We start from the raw sequence: 18167 nt of genomic DNA, 5'->3' as shown, positions 1-18167 counted from the left end.
TGTTGTAGCCAAAGTTATCGCGTAATCTTGGCTTACATAAATAAAGCAAAGCCCCTATAATAGGGGCTTTCTTATGCAGGGGCGTAGTTCGAATTGGTAGAACAGCGGTCTCCAAAACCGATGGTTGCGGGTTCGAGTCCTGCCGCCCCTGCCATATACCTCGTCTCGTACGGGGCTTTTGTGTCTTTGGTTACGTCAGATACAGGTGGGTTGTATGAGTGTTAGTTCTGAGGGACAGGGCGGAAGCAAGGATACCCTGCTGTGGGGCCTGGTTTTCATCATCCTGGCGGCCGCTGTGGTAGGTAATTACCTGCTCACCGACGTTGTCGCCGCCGTCCGCGCCCTGGGTGTGGTCGTTGTCATCGCTGCTGCAGGTGCAGTGGCCCTGCAAACCACCAAAGGTAAGGCAACACTGGCTTTTGCTCGTGAGTCGCGCCTGGAAGTCCGCAAGGTCGTATGGCCGACCCGTCAGGAAGCCATTCAGACAACCCTGATTGTGCTGGCGGTGACCGCCGTGATGGGGCTCTTGCTGTTCATTCTGGACGGTGCCTTGGTCTGGTTGGTCAACCTGATTACCGGTGTGTAAGGATAAGCCATGACTGAACAACGTGAACAACGTATGAGATGGTATGTCGTGCAGGCCTTCTCTGGCTATGAAGGCCGGGTTGCCAAATCCCTGCGTGAACATATCAAGATGCATGGCATGGAAGAGCTGTTTGGCGAAGTGCTGGTCCCGACCGAAGAAGTGGTCGAGATGCGTGCCGGCCAGAAGCGCAAGAGTGAGCGCAAATTTTTCCCAGGCTATGTCCTGGTCCAGATGGTGATGGATGAGACCACATGGCACCTGGTACGCAACGTACCGCGTGTGATGGGCTTCATCGGTGGTACGTCCGATCGTCCGGCGCCCATCTCCGATAAAGAAGCGGATGCCATCCTCAACCGTCTGCAAGATGCCCATGACAAGCCGCGTCCGAAAACCCTGTTTGAACCGGGTGAAATGGTGCGGGTTGCCGATGGTCCGTTCGCCGACTTCAACGGTACCGTTGAAGAGGTGGACTACGAGAAGAGCCGCGTGAAGGTCTCCGTCCTGATCTTCGGCCGCTCAACGCCGGTAGAACTGGATTTTGGTCAGGTCGAAAAGGGCTGATTAAAGTCTGTACGTTTAACGGTTGTCAGGGGCAGCGATTATCTCTATAATTTGCTGCCCCTTTATTTGTTGGGGAGCCGTTTGCAGGAGCATGTCTCCGAGGCGTTAGAACCCATTTTTGAGGTATTTTTGTAATGGCTAAGAAAGTCACAGCTTATATCAAGCTGCAAGTTAAGGCTGGCAGTGCTAACCCCAGCCCTCCCGTTGGTCCTGCTCTGGGTCAGCACGGTGTTAACATCATGGAATTCTGTAAGGCGTTCAACGCTCGTACAGAGAAGCTGGAAAAAGGCTCACCGACTCCGGTCGTGATCACCGTTTACAGCGACCGTTCCTTCACCTTCGAAACCAAGACTCCGCCTGCTGCCTTCTTGCTGAAGAAAGCTGCCGGTATCCAGTCTGGTTCCGCCAAGCCGAACAAAGACAAGGTTGGTAAGGTGACTGTTGCCCAGCTGCAAGAAATCGCCAAGACCAAAGAGCCGGACATGACTGGTGCCGATCTGGATGCAAAAGTACGTTGCATCGCAGGCTCCGCTCGTTCCATGGGCCTGGTAGTGGAGGATTAAGACAATGGCAAAACTTTCCAAGCGTATGCGCGTTATTCGCGAAAAAGTTGACGGTACCAAAGAGTACTCCATCAACGAAGCCATTGCCCTGCTGAAAGAACTGGCTACCGCCAAGTTCGTTGAAAGCGTTGACGTTGCCGTTAACCTGGGTATCGATGCTCGTAAATCCGACCAGAACGTACGTGGTGCTACTGTACTGCCGCACGGTACCGGTCGTGACATTCGCGTCGCCGTATTCACCCAGGGTGCCAACGCCGAAGCCGCCAAGGCTGCCGGTGCTGAACTGGTTGGTATGGATGACCTGGCCGAGCTGGTCAAGAAAGGCGAGATGAACTTCGACGTCGTGATCGCATCCCCGGATGCCATGCGCGTTGTTGGTCAACTGGGCCAAATCCTGGGCCCGCGTGGTCTGATGCCTAACCCGAAAGTGGGTACCGTGACCCCGAACGTTGCTGAAGCTGTGAAGAATGCTAAAGCCGGTCAGGTTCGTTACCGCAATGACAAGAATGGTATCATCCATACCACTCTGGGTAAGGTTTCTTTCAACGAAGTTCAGCTGAAAGAAAACTTGGAAGCTCTGCTGGTTGCTCTGAAAAAGGGCAAACCCTCTTCCGCCAAAGGTATCTTCATCAAGAAAGTCAGCATCTCCACCACCATGGGTGCCGGTGTTGCTGTAGACCAAGCTTCTCTGGAAGCTCAGGCCTAATTGATGGATTTTACAAGGCGCAAAATTTAATCTATAATTTTGCGCCTTGATTGGTTGGGGGTTTCGACCTCCGTCCAAGACCGCAGGTGGCTGCAAGGCCTTAATCCTTCCTGCGTAGACGGTGCCGGAAACCCAGCGAGAAAGTTTTCTTTCTCTTCTGGAATCCTGCTACCGCATCGTTCCCCTCTGTTGTGAAGGTAGGGGGGATGTGTCAGTACTGAGTCATGAGACTCAGATTCAATCCAGGAGTTAAGCCAATGGCATTGGGACTCGAAGACAAAAAGGCAATTGTTGCTGAAGTCAACGAAGCTGCCAAAGGCGCTCTTTCTGCAGTTGTAGCCGATTCTCGCGGTGTGACTGTAGAAAAGATGACCAGCCTGCGTAAGTCCGCTCGTGAAGCCGGTGTGTATATGCGCGTTGTGCGTAACACCCTGCTGCGTCGCGCGGTTGAAGGTACCGATTTCGGTTGCCTGAACGACGTACTGTCTGGTCCTACCTTGATTGCTTTCTCCAACGAACACCCGGGCGCTGCCGCTCGTCTGTTCAAAGAGTTTGCCAAAGCGAACCAAAAGTTCGAAATCAAGGCTGGCGCTTTTAACGGTGAGTTTATCGCCGCAGCACAAATTGATCGTCTGGCCACGCTGCCGACCTACGACGAAGCAATTGCGAAGTTGATGGCTACCATGAAGGAAGCCTCTGCTGGCAAGCTGGTTCGTACTATCGCTGCTGTTCGCGACCAGAAACAAGCTGCTGCTTGATTCTCGCCTATTTAGGCTGTTTGAGTTTATTCAACATCAGGAATTTTTGTCATGTCTATCACTAAAGACCAAATCATCGAAGCCGTTGCTTCCATGTCCGTAATGGAAGTTGTTGAGCTGATCGAAGCAATGGAAGAGAAGTTCGGTGTTTCCGCTGCTGTTGCTGTAGCTGCCGGTCCGGCCGCTGAAGCAGTAGAAGAGAAGACCGAGTTCGACGTAGTTCTGACTGCTGCTGGCGCCAACAAAGTTGCCGTCATCAAGGCCGTTCGTGCTGCCACCGGCCTGGGCCTGAAAGAAGCCAAGGATCTGGTAGAAGCCGCTCCGACCAATCTGAAAGAAGCCGTCTCCAAAGACGAAGCTGAAGCTCTGAAGAAAGAGCTGGAAGCTGCCGGTGCTTCTGTTGAGATCAAATAATCTGCATTTATGTAGATTAGCCTGATAAAACAGGCTAAGGCTGGTGAATCTTTATTCACCAGCCTTTTTGCGCTGTAGACTGAGAGTATTTCACACCGTTCACGACTCTCGGTGCACCAGCAATCCGGACCGCCTCATCGTCCGGGCCAACACAAAACGGTGTTGAGACAGAGCTGTCCTGCGGGACAGAGTGGGTCACTTATCAGCGAGCTGAGGAACCCTATGGTTTACTCTTATACCGAAAAAAAACGCATTCGTAAGGACTTCGGTAAGCGAGACCAGGTACTGGACACGCCTTATCTGTTGTCCATTCAGCTGGACTCCTTCAAGCAGTTCATCGAGGCTGACCCGGAAGGTGAATATGGCCTTGAGGCCGCTTTCCGTAGCGTTTTCCCGATCACCAGTTACTCCGGTAGTGCTGAGCTTCAGTATGTCAGCTATCGCCTGGGTGAGCCGGTATTTGACGTAAAAGAATGCCAGATCCGTGGAGTGACCTACTCCGCGCCGCTGCGTGTCAAGCTTCGTATGGTTCTGTACGACCGTGAAGCAGCTGCCGGCACCGTCAAAGATATCAAGGAACAAGAAGTTTACATGGGCGAAATTCCGCTCATGACCGAAAACGGCACCTTTGTCATCAATGGTACCGAGCGGGTCATCGTCTCCCAGCTGCACCGCAGCCCGGGCGTCTTCTTCGACCACGATAAAGGCAAAACACATTCATCCGGTAAGGTACTGTATAACGCCCGCGTTATCCCCTACCGTGGCTCCTGGCTGGACTTCGAGTTCGATGCGAAAGACAACCTGTTTGTCCGTATCGACCGTCGTCGTAAACTGCCGGCCTCCATTATTCTGCGCGCCCTGGACTTCAGCTCCGAAGAAATCCTGGCCACCTTCTTCGAGACCATTGGTTTCGAGGTTAAAGATGGCAAGTTGATGATGGATCTGGTTCCCGAGCGCCTGCGTGGTGAAACCGCGACCTTCGACATCATTGCCAATGGCGCCGTGGTGGTTGAGACCGGTCGTCGTGTCACCGCACGTCATATCCGTCAGTTGGAAAAAGACGCCATCACCCAGATCGAGGTGCCGGTAGAGTATGTTGTTGGCAAAGTTGCTGCCAAGAACTACGCGCACCCGCAAACTGGTGAAATGGTCGTGACTGCCAACCAGGCTCTGAGCCTGGAAGCGGTTGCCAATCTGTCCCAAGCCGGCTTCAAGCACTTCGAGGTTCTGTTCACCAACGAACTGGATCACGGTGCTTACATGTCCGAGACCCTGCGTATTGACTCCAGCTCCAGCCGTTTGGAAGCTCTGGTCGAGATCTACCGCATGATGCGTCCGGGCGAGCCGCCCACCCGCGAAGCGGCTGAGCAACTGTTCGAGAACCTGTTCTTCTCTTCCGAGCGTTACGACCTGTCCACCGTGGGTCGGATGAAGTTCAACCGTCGTCTGTCCCGTGAGGACGAGACCGGTGTTGGCACCCTGACCAAAGACGACATCGTCGAAGTCATGAAGCGCCTGATCGACATCCGTAACGGCAATGACGAGGTGGACGATATCGACCACCTGGGTAACCGTCGTATCCGTTCTGTCGGTGAAATGGCCGAGAACCAGTTCCGTGTCGGTCTGGTCCGTGTCGAGCGTGCGGTGAAAGAGCGTCTCTCTCTGGGCGACCTCGACACCCTGATGCCGCAGGATCTGATCAACGCCAAGCCGATCTCCGCCGCAGTCAAAGAGTTCTTCGGTTCCAGCCAGCTGTCCCAGTTCATGGACCAGAACAACCCGCTGTCCGAAGTGACCCACAAGCGTCGTATTTCCGCGCTGGGCCCGGGCGGTCTGACTCGTGAGCGTGCCGGCTTCGAAGTTCGAGATGTACACCCGACTCACTACGGTCGTCTGTGCCCTATCGAAACTCCGGAAGGTCCGAACATCGGTCTGATCAACTCGCTGTCCGTGTATTCCCGCACCAACGAGTACGGTTTCCTCGAGACCCCGTACCGCAAGGTCATCGACGGTGTGATCACCGACGAAGTGGATTACCTGTCTGCGATTGAAGAAGGCAAGTACGTGATCGCGCAGGCTAACGCCGCGACCTCCGAAGAGGGCCGTCTGAAAGATGAGCTGATCCCGTGCCGTCATAAGGGTGAATCCACCTTCATGAACGCCGACCAGATCCAGTACATGGACGTGAGCCCGCAACAGATCGTCTCTGTCGCTGCTGCTCTGATCCCGTTCCTGGAACACGATGATGCTAACCGAGCCCTGATGGGTTCGAACATGCAACGTCAGGCCGTACCAACCCTGCGTGCTGACAAGCCGCTGGTAGGTACCGGTATGGAACGCGCCGTGGCCGTTGACTCCGGGGTAACCGTAGTGGCCAAGCGTGGCGGCATGATCGACTATGTCGATGCCTCCCGTATCGTTATCAAGGTCAATGAAGATGAGCTGCTGCCAGGCGAAGCCGGCATCGACATCTACAGCCTGACCAAGTACACCCGTTCCAACCAGAACACCTGTATCAACCAGCGTCCTTGCGTGATGCTGGGTGAGCCGGTGATGGCGGGCGACGTGCTGGCTGACGGCCCGTCTACCGACCTGGGCGAACTGGCGCTGGGCCAAAACCTGCGCGTCGCGTTCATGCCGTGGAACGGTTACAACTTCGAAGACTCGATCCTGGTGAACGAGCGTGTTGTTCAGGAAGATCGCCTGACCACCATTCATATCCAGGAACTGGCCTGTATCTCCCGTGACACCAAGCTGGGTCCGGAAGAGATCACTGCCGACATCCCGAACGTGGGTGAAGCCGCACTGTCCAAGCTGGACGAGTCCGGCATCGTCTACGTGGGTGCGGAAGTGAAGGGCGGCGACATCCTGGTCGGTAAGGTAACACCCAAGGGTGAAACCCAGCTGACCCCGGAAGAGAAGCTGCTGCGCGCCATCTTCGGTGAGAAGGCCTCCGATGTGAAGGACTCCTCCCTGCGTGTGCCGAACGGTGTGTACGGTACCGTGGTTGACGTGCAAGTCTTTACCCGCGATGGCGTGGAAAAAGACAAGCGCGCCAAAGAAATCGAAGAGATGCAGCTGAAGGAAGCGAAGAAGGACTTGACCGAAGAGTTCAAGATCCTGGAAGACGGCATCTTTGGCCGCTCCCGCAACCTGCTGCTGGCCGCCGGTTACAGCGAAGATCGTCTGAACAAGCTGGATCGTTCCAAGTGGTTTGAACTGGCCATCGAAGATGAAGCCAAGCAGATCGAACTGGAACAGATCGCCGAACAGCACGTTGAGCTCAAAGCCGAGTTCGACAAGAAGTTCGAGAACAAGCGTCGCAAGATTATCCAGGGTGATGATCTGGCGCCGGGCGTACTGAAAATCGTCAAGGTTTACCTGGCAGTGAAGCGTCGCATCCAACCGGGTGACAAGATGGCGGGCCGTCACGGTAACAAGGGTGTTATCTCCAAGATCTGTCCGGTCGAGGATATGCCCCATGACGAGTTCGGCCGTCCGGTCGACATCGTACTGAACCCGCTGGGCGTACCATCCCGTATGAACATCGGTCAGATCCTCGAAGTGCATCTGGGCCTCGCGGCCAAGGGCATCGGCGAGAAGATCGACCGCATGATCAAAGAGCAGCGTGAGCTGCACGAGATGCGTGGCTTCCTGCAACAGGTCTATGACCTGGGCGAGAAAGACACCCAGCAAGTGAACATCGCCGAGCTGTCTGACGACGACGTACGTACCCTGGTGGGTAACCTGCGTAAGGGTCTGCCGGTTGCTACACCTGTCTTTGATGGTGCCAAAGAGCGCGAAATCAAGGCCTTGCTGAAGCTGGCCGATCTGCCGGAATCCGGTCAGATCTCCCTGTTCGACGGTCGTACCGGTAACGCCTTCGAGCGTAAGGTCACCGTGGGTTACATGTACATGCTCAAGCTGAACCACTTGGTAGACGACAAGATGCATGCGCGTTCTACCGGCTCCTACAGCCTGGTTACCCAGCAGCCGCTGGGTGGTAAGGCACAGTTCGGTGGTCAGCGGTTCGGTGAGATGGAAGTGTGGGCCCTGGAGGCTTACGGTGCGGCATATACCCTGCAGGAAATGCTGACCGTCAAGTCTGACGATGTGAATGGCCGTACCAAGATGTACAAGAACATCGTGGATGGCGACCACCGTATGGAGCCGGGCATGCCCGAATCCTTCAACGTATTGCTGAAGGAAATCCGCTCTCTGGGTATCAACATCGAGCTGGACGAAGAGTAAGAGCTCGCTCTTATTGTTCGAGAATTGACGTGGGCGCCCCGAAAGGGGCGCCGAGGTTAGACTCCTGACAGGGGAAACACGTGAAAGACTTACTCAAGTTTTTGAAGGCTCAGACCAAGACCGAAGAGTTTGACAGTATCAAGATCGGTCTGGCCTCTCCTGACATGATCCGCTCCTGGTCATTCGGTGAGGTCAAAAAGCCTGAGACCATCAACTACCGGACTTTCAAGCCGGAACGTGATGGTCTGTTCTGCGCCCGTATCTTCGGACCGGTGAAGGACTACGAGTGTCTGTGCGGCAAGTACAAGCGCCTGAAACACCGTGGTGTGATCTGCGAGAAGTGCGGCGTAGAAGTGACCCAGACCAAGGTCCGTCGTGAGCGCATGGGCCACATCGAGCTGGCCAGCCCGACTGCCCACATCTGGTTCCTGAAGTCCCTGCCGTCCCGTATCGGTCTGCTGCTGGACATGACCCTGCGTGACATCGAGCGCGTGCTGTATTTCGAATCCTATGTGGTTATCGAACCCGGCATGACCAACCTCGAGCGCAGCCAGATGCTGTCCGAAGAGAACTATCTGGACGCACTGGAAGAGTGGGGCGACGAATTCGACGCCAAGATGGGTGCCGAGGCAATCCTGGCATTGCTGCGCGCCATCGATCTGGAAGGTGAAGTCAAGACCATGCGCGAGGAGCTGGAACAGACCAACTCCGAGACCAAGCGCAAGAAGACCACCAAGCGTCTGAAGCTGATGGAAGCCTTCCTGCAGTCCGGCAACAAGCCGGAGTGGATGATCATGACAGTGCTGCCTGTGCTGCCGCCGGACCTGCGTCCGCTGGTACCGCTGGACGGCGGCCGTTTTGCGACTTCAGATCTGAACGATCTGTACCGTCGCGTGATCAACCGTAACAACCGTTTGAAGCGCCTGCTGGACCTGGCCGCCCCGGACATCATAGTGCGCAACGAAAAGCGCATGCTGCAAGAGTCCGTGGATGCCCTGCTGGACAACGGCCGTCGTGGTCGTGCCATCACGGGTTCCAACAAGCGTCCGCTGAAATCCTTGGCCGATATGATCAAGGGTAAGCAAGGTCGTTTCCGTCAGAACTTGCTGGGTAAGCGGGTCGACTACTCTGGTCGTTCCGTTATCACCGTAGGTCCGACTCTGCGTCTGCATCAGTGCGGTCTGCCGAAGAAGATGGCGCTGGAACTGTTCAAGCCGTTCATCTATGGCAAGCTGGAAACTCGCGGTCTGGCGACCACGATCAAGGCCGCCAAGAAGATGGTGGAGCGTGAAGAAGCTGTCGTTTGGGATATCCTGGACGAAGTGATCCGCGAACACCCGGTCCTGCTGAACCGTGCACCGACCCTGCACCGTCTGGGTATCCAGGCGTTTGAACCGACCCTGATCGAAGGTAAGGCCATCCAGCTGCACCCGCTGGTCTGTGCCGCCTATAACGCGGACTTCGATGGTGACCAGATGGCGGTCCACGTACCGTTGACCCTGGAAGCCCAGCTCGAAGCGCGCGCCTTGATGATGTCTACCAACAACATCCTGTCGCCTGCCTCCGGTGAGCCGATCATCGTTCCGTCCCAGGACGTGGTCTTGGGTCTGTACTACATGACCCGTGCGCGTATCAACGCCAAGGGCGAAGGTATGGTGCTGGCTGGTCCGAAAGAAGCAGAGAAAGTGTATCGCGCCGGTCTGGCCGATCTGCACGCTCGTGTGAAAGTACGCATCACCGAGTACCTGCGTCAGGAAGACGGTTCCCTGCTGCCGCACACCGAGATGAAGAGCACCACCGTTGGTCGTGCGATCCTGAGCCTGATCCTGCCAAAAGGCATGGAATACGCCCTGATCGACGAGCCCAAGGTGCTGACCGCCGCTGAAGAGGCTGATCTGGCTGCCAATCCGCAGAACTGGATCAAATACGTCTCCAACAAGGCGCTGGGCAAGAAGCTCATCTCTCGTCTGCTGAACACCTGCTATCGCAAGCAGGGCCTGAAGGACACCGTTATTTTCGCTGACCAGCTGATGTATACCGGTTTCCATTACGCGGCCCTGTCCGGTGCTTCCGTTGGTATCGATGACATGGTCATCCCGGATGCCAAGAAAGACATCATTGCGGCAGCCGAAGCCGAAGTCGCCGAGATCCAGGACCAGTTCCTGTCCGGTCTGGTGACTGCGGGCGAACGCTACAACAAGGTTATCGATATCTGGGCCAGCGCGAACGATCGCGTCTCCAAGGCCATGATGGATAACCTGTCCAAGGAGCGCGACACTAACTCCCTGGGCGAAGAAGAAGAGCAGGCCTCTTTCAACAGCATCTTCATGATGGCCGACTCTGGTGCGCGGGGTTCCGCCGCCCAGATCCGTCAGCTGGCAGGTATGCGTGGTCTGATGGCGAAGCCGGATGGCTCCATCATCGAAACGCCGATCGTGGCGAACTTCCGTGAAGGTCTGAACGTACTGCAGTACTTCATCTCCACTCACGGTGCTCGTAAGGGTCTGGCGGATACCGCACTGAAGACGGCTAACTCCGGTTACCTGACTCGTCGTCTGGTCGACGTGGCACAAGACATGGTGATCACCGAGGACGATTGCGGCACAACCGAAGGTCTGTGGATGACTCCGCTGATCGAGGGTGGTGACGTGGTCGAGCCGCTGCGTGAGCGCGTGCTGGGCCGTGTGGTTGCCGAAGACGTGATCAAGCCGGGTACCGAAGACGAAGTGCTGGTAGCGCGTAACACCCTGCTCGACGAGCAGTTGTGTGATCAGCTGGAGCGCAACTCCGTTGACCGCGTGAAGGTACGTTCTGCTATCACCTGTGAAACTGACTTCGGTAACTGTGCACACTGCTACGGTCGTGATCTGGCCCGTGGCCACATCGTGAACAAGGGTGAGGCTGTCGGTGTTATCGCCGCCCAGTCCATCGGTGAGCCGGGTACCCAGCTGACCATGCGTACCTTCCACATCGGTGGTGCCGCATCCCGAGCTGCTGCCGAGAGCAGTATCCAGGTCAAGAACACCGGTAGCATCAAGCTGCAGAACGCCAAGTTCGTTACCAACAGTTCTGACAAGCTGGTTATCACCTCCCGTTCTACCGAACTGACCATCATGGACGAGATGGGCCGTACCAAGGAAAGCCACAAGCTGCCTTACGGTTCCGTGTTGGAAGTGAAGGATGGCCAGGCCGTGAGCGCCGGTGATACCGTTGCTAACTGGGACCCGCACACCCACCCGATCATCACCGAAGTAGCAGGTCGCCTGGACTTCGAACACATGATCGACGGTGTGACCATCACTCGTCAGACCGACGAACTGACCGGTCTCTCTTCCATCGTCGTACTGGATGTCAATGAGCGTCCGAGTGCCGGTAAAGAGATGCGTCCGACCGTTAAACTGGTCGACCTGAACGGTAAGGATGTCATGATCCCGGGTACCGATGTAGCCGCCCAGTACTTCCTGCCGGGCAAGGCCATCGTGAACCTGGAAGATGGTGCCAACGTGGGCGTGGGTGACGCGGTTGCGCGTATCCCGCAAGAATCCAGCGGTACCAAGGACATCACCGGTGGTCTGCCGCGCGTTGCGGATCTGTTCGAAGCACGTCAACCGAAGGAACCGGCTATCCTGGCCGAGATCTCCGGTACCATCTCCTTCGGGAAAGAGACCAAGGGCAAACGCCGTCTGGTCATCACCCCGACCGACGGTGGCGACATCTACGAAGAGATGATTCCGAAGTGGCGTCACCTCAACGTGTTCGAAGGTGAAAAAGTTGAGAAGGGTGAAGTGCTGGCGGACGGTCCTGAGTCTGCTCACGACATCCTGCGTCTGCGCGGTATCAGCCCGGTCGCCAACTACATCGCCAACGAAGTGCAGGACGTTTACCGTCTGCAAGGCGTTAAGATCAACGACAAGCACATCGAAGTCATCGTTCGTCAGATGCTGCGTAAGTGCGAGATCCTGAGCGCTGGCGACACTGACCTGATCGAAGGCGAGCAGGTTGAAGTGGCTCGTGTGAAGATTGCCAACCGTAAGCTGGTTGCCGAAGGTAAGACCCCGGCCACCTACCGTCATATCCTGATGGGTATTACCAAGGCGTCTCTGAGCACCGAGTCCTTCATCTCCGCGGCTTCCTTCCAGGAAACCACCCGTGTTCTGACCGAAGCGGCCGTTGGCGGCAAGCGTGATGAACTGCGTGGCCTGAAAGAGAACGTGATCGTGGGTCGTCTGATCCCGGCTGGTACCGGCTTTGCCTACCACCATAGCCGGATCAACCAGCGTGCCGCCGCAGCTCGTGCTGTCGGTGTGCCGCAGGTGACTGCCGATGAAGCTCAGCAAAACCTGGCGGATCTGCTCAACGCAGCCGGCAGTTTTGACGAAGAGTAATCTTCCGCTGTAGCGATGAGAAAGGGCCCCTTCATGGGGCCCTTTTTTTGTCCGCAACCCGGCGCCAGACGTGCACTGGGCTGGGGCAGGGGATGATCCAGTGCAAGGTTATAGAGCAAAAAATCAAAAAAAGTTGACATTGACCCCCCGCAATTGAAAACTCGGGAAAGTTGAATGGTTATTACAGGGGTAGAACATGGCTGTCGGTATCGAGGAAGTACTGCTTCCCGAAGAACAACTGAGCGGTCGCGCTTTTACAGACGAAGACAGGGAGTTGTTGCGTTCATATGAAGGCCTCATCGAGGGCTTGGCTGAATTGTTCGGCAAGCACTGCGAGGTGGTCCTCCATTCCCTGGAAAATCTGCATGAGTCAGTGATCAAGATCGCGAATGGATTTAACACGGGCCGGACCCTGGGGGCACCGATCACCGATCTCGCCCTGCGGATGCTCAAAGACATCGAGAGCACGGGTCAGGATTACACCCAGAGTTATTTCGCGCGCACCCGCACGGGTGCCCTGATGAAGTCGAGCACCATAGCCATCCGCAATGGTGACAAGCAGGTGATCGGCCTTATCTGCATCAACCTGCACATCAATGCGCCCTTCCATGAGTTCGTGGCCGAGTTCTTCCCGACGCCACAGCAGGTGGAGCGCCAGTCACCTGAGACCTTCGCCAACAGTGTGGAGGAGCTGGTTGCTCAGACGGTGGACAACACCATCGATGAGATCAACCGCGATCCGACTGTGGCCAACAACGCCAAGAATCGTTTTATCGTGACTCAGCTGTTCGAGAAGGGCATCTTTGATATCAAGGACTCGATCAACCTGGTCGCCGACAAACTGAATATTTCCAAACATACCGTGTACCTCTACATCCGACAGCGCAAGCAGGGTGAAGAAGAGAGCGAGTGAGTGCCATACAAGAAGGGGACAGACAAGAATGGCTAAAGAAGTGATTGCAACCGACAAGGCACCTGCCGCAATTGGACCCTATGTACAGGGGACCAAACTGGGTGATCTGGTGTTCACCTCAGGGCAGATCCCGCTCGATCCCGCCACCATGGATATTGTCGCCGGTGGCATCGAGGCGCAAGCCGAGCAGGTGATGAAGAACCTGGTTGCAGTATTGAAGGCGGCCGGTGCCGACACCAGCAAGGTGCTGAAGACTACCTGCTTCCTGAGCGACATGAACAACTTCGTGGCCTTCAATCAGGTGTATGCCCGCTACTTCGGCGAAGCGGCTCCGGCTCGCTCCTGTGTGGAAGTGGCGCGTTTGCCCAAGGATGTACTGGTTGAAGTCGAAGCCATCGCCTACGTCTGATCCAAGGTAAGCACGAGAGCCCCTCCCAGGAGGGGCTTTTTCGTCTTTGAGGTAGAATGGTTGCATCCCCTTGCAGGAGTCCGGACATGAGTCTGAGTTTTGCCCTGCTGGTCACCGGGCCCGCCTATGGCACCCAGACGGCCAGCACCGCCTATCGTTTCGCCCTGAGCCTCATCGCGCAGGGTCATCGCCTGTCTCACCTGTTTTTTTACCAGGACGGGGTCCATAACGGCAATGACCTGCATGCCCCTGCCTCCGATGAGACCGACCTGGTGACGCTGTGGCGTGAGCTGGCGCTGGCCCAGGGAATCGCTATCGATGTATGCGTCGCCGCTGCCATGCGGCGCGGTGTGCTCGATGAAATCGAGGCGAACGGGATCGGCAAGACCCAGTTCAACCTGCAGGCGCCGTTTCGTCTGAGTGGATTGGGGCAGCTGGCCGAGGCCAGCCTGACCGCCGATCGCTTCGTTCAGTTCTAGGGGAACAAGATGAGCAAGATAGCCTTTATCAGCCGGCGGGGCCCCCACGGCACCGCGAGTGGTCGGGAAGGACTCGATGCCCTGCTGGCGACCTCGGCCCTCACCGAGTCCCTGGCCTTGTTCCTGCTCGGGGACGGGGTGTTGCAACTGGTCAAAGAGCAGTCGCCACAAGGGATATTGCAGCGCCACTACGCGCCGACCTTCAAGATGTTGGAACTGTATGACATCGAAGAGGTCTATGTCTGTGCGGATTCGCTGGCAGAGCGGGGCCTGACGGCCTCGGATCTGCTGATCCCCGTGACCCTGTTGTCACCCGCTGACATCCGCCGTGAGTGGGGCCGCTGCCGCACTCACATCAGTTTCTGAGGTGCCCATGATACAGCTGGTATTGAGTTCCCCCTTCCAGAGCCAGGATCTGGAGCAGGCCCTGCGTTATCGTGACGCCAGCGACCTGCTGGTGCTGATGCAGGACGCCGTGGTGGCCGCGGCGGCGCCGGTCTGGTGTGAACGTCTGGCCGGGATCCCGCTCTACGTGATGGGGGAAGACCTGCAGGCGCGGGGATTGCAGAGCCGGATCGGGATGGATCTCGATATGGCCGGCCTGATCGGGCTGATCGCCGAGCATGGATCACCGCAGACCTGGGCCGGCTAGTTTTGATTTTTACTCGATGGTTCAGATGGTTACCACATTCGTGCGGTTATGTCATTTGCCCTTTTGGCGCACAAATTGTATAAATCTTGACTCCCCCGACAACAGGGCATAAAATTTCGCGTCCCCGTATCTGCGGGGAGGATTTTTCACACGTTTATGAAGTCATTATCAGGAGCCTTTTGATGGCAACTATTAACCAGTTGGTTCGCAAGCCACGCATCAAGCTCGTTGTGAAAAGCAACGTGCCGGCGCTGGAAGCGTGCCCTCAGAAGCGTGGCGTATGCACCCGTGTATATACCACCACCCCGAAGAAGCCTAACTCTGCACTGCGTAAAGTGTGCCGTGTACGTCTGACCAACGGCTTCGAAGTCACCTCCTACATCGGCGGTGAAGGTCACAACCTGCAGGAGCACTCCGTTGTTCTGATCCGTGGCGGTCGTGTCAAGGATTTGCCAGGTGTTCGTTATCACACCGTTCGTGGTGCGTTGGACTGTGCCGGTGTTAAAGACCGTAAGCAGGCTCGCTCCAAGTATGGCGTGAAGCGTCCTAAAGCTTAATGGTTCTCCGTTAAGTAAGGCCAAACGTTAATTCGTTTCTAGTTAGATAACTTTCTAGTTTTGGGTAATCCCTGAAGTTACGGAGAATTTGAAATGCCAAGACGTCGTGTTGTTGGTCAGCGTAAAATCCTGCCGGATCCTAAGTTCGGATCAGAGCTGCTGGCTAAATTCGTCAACGTAGTAATGGTTGACGGTAAGAAATCTGTTGCAGAAGCCATCGTTTATGGCGCCCTGGACATCATTGCCACCAAATCTGGCAAAGAGCACCTGGCGCTGTTCGAAGTCGCTCTGGACAACATTCGTCCGTCCGTCGAGGTTAAATCTCGTCGTGTCGGTGGTGCAACCTATCAGGTGCCGGTAGAAGTTCGCCCGGTACGTCGCAATGCTCTGGCAATGCGCTGGTTGGTTGATGCCGCTCGTAAACGTGGTGAAAAATCAATGGCTCAGCGTTTGGCTGGCGAGCTGCTGGATGCCGCTGACAATAAGGGTTCGTCTGTCAAGAAACGTGAAGACGTTCACCGTATGGCTGAAGCGAACAAGGCTTTCGCTCACTTCCGCTGGTAATCCGCCTGCGCAGGGCCTTCAGGCTCTGCGCACCTTCAGTTATCTAGGGGTACGCTCCTAGTAAGAGGATGACAATGGCTCGTACAACCCCCATTGAGCGTTATCGTAACATCGGTATCTCCGCTCACATTGACGCCGGTAAGACTACTACTACCGAGCGCGTTCTGTTTTATACCGGTGTAAGTCACAAGATCGGTGAAGTTCACGATGGCGCTGCCACCATGGACTGGATGGAACAAGAGCAAGAGCGTGGTATCACCATCACCTCCGCCGCGACCACCGCATTCTGGTCCGGTATGGGCAAACAGTTCCAACCGCACCGTATCAACATCATCGATACCCCGGGCCACGTTGACTTTACTATCGAAGTAGAGCGTTCAATGCGTGTTCTGGACGGTGCCGTGATGGTGTACTGTGCCGTAGGTGGCGTACAGCCACAGTCTGAGACCGTATGGCGTCAGGCTAACAAGTACAAGGTTCCCCGTATCGCGTTCGTCAACAAGATGGACCGTACCGGTGCCAACTATCTGCGCTGCGTTGAGCACATCAAGACCCGCCTGAAAGGTAACCCGGTTCCGCTGCAACTGAACATCGGTGCAGAAGAGAACTTCAAGGGCGTTATCGATCTGGTCAAGATGAAAGCCATCAACTGGAGCGAAGCTGACCAGGGCGTATCCTTCGATTACGAAGACGTCCCGGCCGAGCTGCTGGAACAAGCGCAAGAAATGCGCATGACCCTGGTTGAAGCCGCTGCTGAAGCGTCTGAAGACCTGATGGAAAAATACCTGGGTGGCGAAGAACTGACCGAGGAAGAGATCAAGAAAGCTCTTCGTCAGCGTGTTCTGAACAACGAAATCATCCTGGTTACCTGTGGCTCCGCGTTCAAGAACAAGGGCGTACAGGCCATGCTGGATGCCGTGGTTGACTATCTGCCGGCGCCGACCGACGTAGCCGCCATCGACGGTCTGAAGCTGGATGGCGAGACCAAAGACGAGCGTCATGCTTCTGATGACGAGCCGTTCTCTGCTCTGGCGTTCAAGATTGCTACCGACCCGTTCGTAGGCAACCTGACCTTCTTCCGCGTTTACTCCGGTGTGGTTAACTCCGGTGACTCCGTGCTGAACTCTGTCAAAGAGAAGCGCGAGCGTTTTGGCCGTATCGTTCAGATGCATGCCAACAAGCGTGAAGAGATCAAAGAAGTTCGCGCAGGCGATATCGCTGCTGCCATCGGTCTGAAAGACGTGACCACTGGTGACACCCTGTGTGACGAAAAATCACCGATCATCCTCGAGCGTATGGAATTCCCGGAGCCGGTAATCTCCATCGCGGTTGAGCCGAAAACCAAGGCTGACCAAGAGAAGATGGGTCTGGCACTCGGCCGTCTGGCACAGGAAGATCCGTCTTTCCGTGTATGGACTGACGAAGAATCTGGCCAAACCATCATCGCCGGTATGGGTGAGCTGCACCTGGACATCATCGTTGACCGTATGCGTCGCGAGTTCAAGGTAGAAGCGAACGTAGGTAAGCCGCAGGTTGCCTACCGTGAAACCATTCGCGAAACCGTCAAGGACGTCGAAGGTAAGCACGCCAAACAATCCGGTGGTCGTGGTCAGTACGGTCACGTTGTTATCGACATGTACCCGCTGGAAGCCGGCAAAGCCTATGAGTTCGTTAACGACATCAAGGGCGGCGTGATTCCTGGTGAATACATCCCGGGTGTTGATAAGGGTATCCGTGAGCAGCTGAAATCCGGCCCGCTGGCAGGTTATCCGGTAATGGATCTGGGCGTGCGTCTGCACTTCGGTTCTTACCACGATGTCGACTCCTCTGAACTGGCGTTCAAGATCGCTGCTTCCATGGCCTTCAAGTCTGGCTACATGAAAGCAAACCCGGTCCTGCTCGAGCCGATCATGAAGGTCGAAGTCGAAACTCCGGAAGATTACATGGGCGACGTTATCGGTGACCTGAACCGTCGTCGTGGCCTGATCGAAGGTATGGAAGATGGCCCGTCCGGCAAGATCGTACGTGCCCTGGTGCCGCTGGCCGAGATGTTCGGTTATGCGACCGCCCTGCGTTCCGCTACCCAAGGTCGTGCTTCCTACGCTATGGAATTCGCTAAGTACTCCGATGCCCCGAACAACGTGGCTCAGGCAGTGATCGAAGAGCGCAAATCCAAGTAATTTATGATTCCCCGCCTACGACGGTAGGCGGGTTTAACCTAGAAGGACTACGTCGTGTCTAAAGAAAAATTTGAGCGTAACAAACCGCACGTAAACGTCGGCACCATCGGCCACGTTGACCACGGTAAAACCACCCTGACCGCCGCCATCACCAACGTGCTGGCCAAGCACTTCGGTGGTAAAGCTTTC

Annotated in this window: 17 protein-coding genes and 1 tRNA gene; all 18 read left to right on the top strand. The window is 55.9% G+C overall.

Annotation, left to right across the window (positions count from 1 at the left end):
* The first annotated feature begins 77 nt into the window (after positions 1 to 77).
* A tRNA-Trp gene (locus CUC44_RS16235) sits at positions 78 to 154 on the top strand.
* 60 nt (positions 155 to 214) lie between these two features.
* Positions 215 to 586 (top strand): preprotein translocase subunit SecE, encoded by a 372-nt coding sequence (gene secE / locus CUC44_RS16230; protein ID WP_042650611.1) that lies wholly within the window; start codon positions 215 to 217, stop codon positions 584 to 586.
* A gap of 9 nt (positions 587 to 595) precedes the next feature.
* The gene (nusG, locus tag CUC44_RS16225) at positions 596 to 1147 is read left to right on the top strand and encodes a transcription termination/antitermination protein NusG (RefSeq protein ID WP_010675959.1); all 552 of its coding nucleotides are present in this window, start codon (positions 596 to 598) and stop codon (positions 1145 to 1147) included.
* Positions 1148 to 1281: 134 nt separating this feature from the next.
* Positions 1282 to 1710 (top strand): 50S ribosomal protein L11, encoded by a 429-nt coding sequence (rplK, locus tag CUC44_RS16220; RefSeq protein WP_005318556.1) that lies wholly within the window; start codon positions 1282 to 1284, stop codon positions 1708 to 1710.
* A 4-nt stretch (positions 1711 to 1714) separates the two neighbouring features.
* Entirely contained in the window at positions 1715 to 2416 is a 702-nt protein-coding gene (gene rplA / locus CUC44_RS16215; protein WP_100860916.1) for a 50S ribosomal protein L1, read from the top strand.
* A gap of 257 nt (positions 2417 to 2673) precedes the next feature.
* Positions 2674 to 3174, top strand: a complete 501-nt coding sequence (gene rplJ, locus CUC44_RS16210; RefSeq protein ID WP_050716658.1) for a 50S ribosomal protein L10 — start codon at positions 2674 to 2676, stop codon at positions 3172 to 3174.
* Positions 3175 to 3225: 51 nt separating this feature from the next.
* The gene (rplL, locus tag CUC44_RS16205) at positions 3226 to 3588 is read left to right on the top strand and encodes a 50S ribosomal protein L7/L12 (protein WP_025328616.1); all 363 of its coding nucleotides are present in this window, start codon (positions 3226 to 3228) and stop codon (positions 3586 to 3588) included.
* 222 nt (positions 3589 to 3810) lie between these two features.
* On the top strand, positions 3811 to 7839 hold the full coding sequence (gene rpoB / locus CUC44_RS16200) for a DNA-directed RNA polymerase subunit beta (protein WP_100860915.1): 4029 nt from the start codon (positions 3811 to 3813) through the stop codon (positions 7837 to 7839).
* A gap of 80 nt (positions 7840 to 7919) precedes the next feature.
* A complete protein-coding gene (rpoC, locus tag CUC44_RS16195; protein ID WP_100860914.1) occupies positions 7920 to 12224 on the top strand; it encodes a DNA-directed RNA polymerase subunit beta' in 4305 nt (1434 codons plus the stop codon).
* A gap of 196 nt (positions 12225 to 12420) precedes the next feature.
* Entirely contained in the window at positions 12421 to 13137 is a 717-nt protein-coding gene (locus CUC44_RS16190; RefSeq protein ID WP_100860913.1) for a helix-turn-helix transcriptional regulator, read from the top strand.
* 28 nt (positions 13138 to 13165) lie between these two features.
* On the top strand, positions 13166 to 13546 hold the full coding sequence (locus CUC44_RS16185) for a RidA family protein (protein WP_100860912.1): 381 nt from the start codon (positions 13166 to 13168) through the stop codon (positions 13544 to 13546).
* Between the two features lie 86 nt (positions 13547 to 13632).
* Positions 13633 to 14025 carry a sulfurtransferase complex subunit TusD gene (tusD, locus tag CUC44_RS16180; protein ID WP_100860911.1) on the top strand — a complete coding sequence of 131 codons (393 nt, stop codon included), beginning with the start codon at positions 13633 to 13635 and terminating at the stop codon, positions 14023 to 14025.
* A gap of 9 nt (positions 14026 to 14034) precedes the next feature.
* The gene (gene tusC, locus CUC44_RS16175) at positions 14035 to 14391 is read left to right on the top strand and encodes a sulfurtransferase complex subunit TusC (protein WP_100860910.1); all 357 of its coding nucleotides are present in this window, start codon (positions 14035 to 14037) and stop codon (positions 14389 to 14391) included.
* A 7-nt stretch (positions 14392 to 14398) separates the two neighbouring features.
* The gene (gene tusB / locus CUC44_RS16170; RefSeq protein ID WP_100860909.1) at positions 14399 to 14677 is read left to right on the top strand and encodes a sulfurtransferase complex subunit TusB; all 279 of its coding nucleotides are present in this window, start codon (positions 14399 to 14401) and stop codon (positions 14675 to 14677) included.
* Between the two features lie 182 nt (positions 14678 to 14859).
* Entirely contained in the window at positions 14860 to 15234 is a 375-nt protein-coding gene (gene rpsL, locus CUC44_RS16165) for a 30S ribosomal protein S12 (RefSeq protein ID WP_005306278.1), read from the top strand.
* Between the two features lie 93 nt (positions 15235 to 15327).
* Entirely contained in the window at positions 15328 to 15798 is a 471-nt protein-coding gene (gene rpsG, locus CUC44_RS16160) for a 30S ribosomal protein S7 (RefSeq protein ID WP_033129801.1), read from the top strand.
* Positions 15799 to 15872: 74 nt separating this feature from the next.
* Positions 15873 to 17978, top strand: a complete 2106-nt coding sequence (fusA, locus tag CUC44_RS16155) for an elongation factor G (RefSeq protein WP_100860908.1) — start codon at positions 15873 to 15875, stop codon at positions 17976 to 17978.
* Positions 17979 to 18032: 54 nt separating this feature from the next.
* The coding region (locus CUC44_RS16150) for a GTP-binding protein (RefSeq protein ID WP_235194994.1) at positions 18033 to 18167 on the top strand (135 nt) is incomplete at its 3' end.

Origin of the sequence: Aeromonas lusitana, from assembly GCF_002812985.1 — a bacterium.
Classification (GTDB): Bacteria; Pseudomonadota; Gammaproteobacteria; order Enterobacterales; family Aeromonadaceae; genus Aeromonas; species Aeromonas lusitana.
Note: the sequence above shows the minus strand (reverse complement) of the source record. Positions and strands in the feature narration are given on the sequence as shown.

Bases quoted from the DNA above. Each gene is read 5' to 3' on its own strand.
- CUC44_RS16185 (WP_100860912.1), top strand. From the start codon at position 13,166: ATGGCTAAAGAAGTGATTGCAACCGACAAGGCACCTGCCGCAATTGGA.
- rpsL (WP_005306278.1), top strand. From the start codon at position 14,860: ATGGCAACTATTAACCAGTTGGTTCGCAAGCCACGCATCAAGCTCGTT.
- CUC44_RS16190 (WP_100860913.1), top strand. From the start codon at position 12,421: ATGGCTGTCGGTATCGAGGAAGTACTGCTTCCCGAAGAACAACTGAGC.
- rpoB (WP_100860915.1), top strand. From the start codon at position 3,811: ATGGTTTACTCTTATACCGAAAAAAAACGCATTCGTAAGGACTTCGGT.
- fusA (WP_100860908.1), top strand. From the start codon at position 15,873: ATGGCTCGTACAACCCCCATTGAGCGTTATCGTAACATCGGTATCTCC.
- tusC (WP_100860910.1), top strand. From the start codon at position 14,035: ATGAGCAAGATAGCCTTTATCAGCCGGCGGGGCCCCCACGGCACCGCG.
- rplJ (WP_050716658.1), top strand. From the start codon at position 2,674: ATGGCATTGGGACTCGAAGACAAAAAGGCAATTGTTGCTGAAGTCAAC.
- rpsG (WP_033129801.1), top strand. From the start codon at position 15,328: ATGCCAAGACGTCGTGTTGTTGGTCAGCGTAAAATCCTGCCGGATCCT.
- rplA (WP_100860916.1), top strand. From the start codon at position 1,715: ATGGCAAAACTTTCCAAGCGTATGCGCGTTATTCGCGAAAAAGTTGAC.
- rplK (WP_005318556.1), top strand. From the start codon at position 1,282: ATGGCTAAGAAAGTCACAGCTTATATCAAGCTGCAAGTTAAGGCTGGC.
- tusD (WP_100860911.1), top strand. From the start codon at position 13,633: ATGAGTCTGAGTTTTGCCCTGCTGGTCACCGGGCCCGCCTATGGCACC.
- nusG (WP_010675959.1), top strand. From the start codon at position 596: ATGACTGAACAACGTGAACAACGTATGAGATGGTATGTCGTGCAGGCC.
- secE (WP_042650611.1), top strand. From the start codon at position 215: ATGAGTGTTAGTTCTGAGGGACAGGGCGGAAGCAAGGATACCCTGCTG.
- tusB (WP_100860909.1), top strand. From the start codon at position 14,399: ATGATACAGCTGGTATTGAGTTCCCCCTTCCAGAGCCAGGATCTGGAG.
- rplL (WP_025328616.1), top strand. From the start codon at position 3,226: ATGTCTATCACTAAAGACCAAATCATCGAAGCCGTTGCTTCCATGTCC.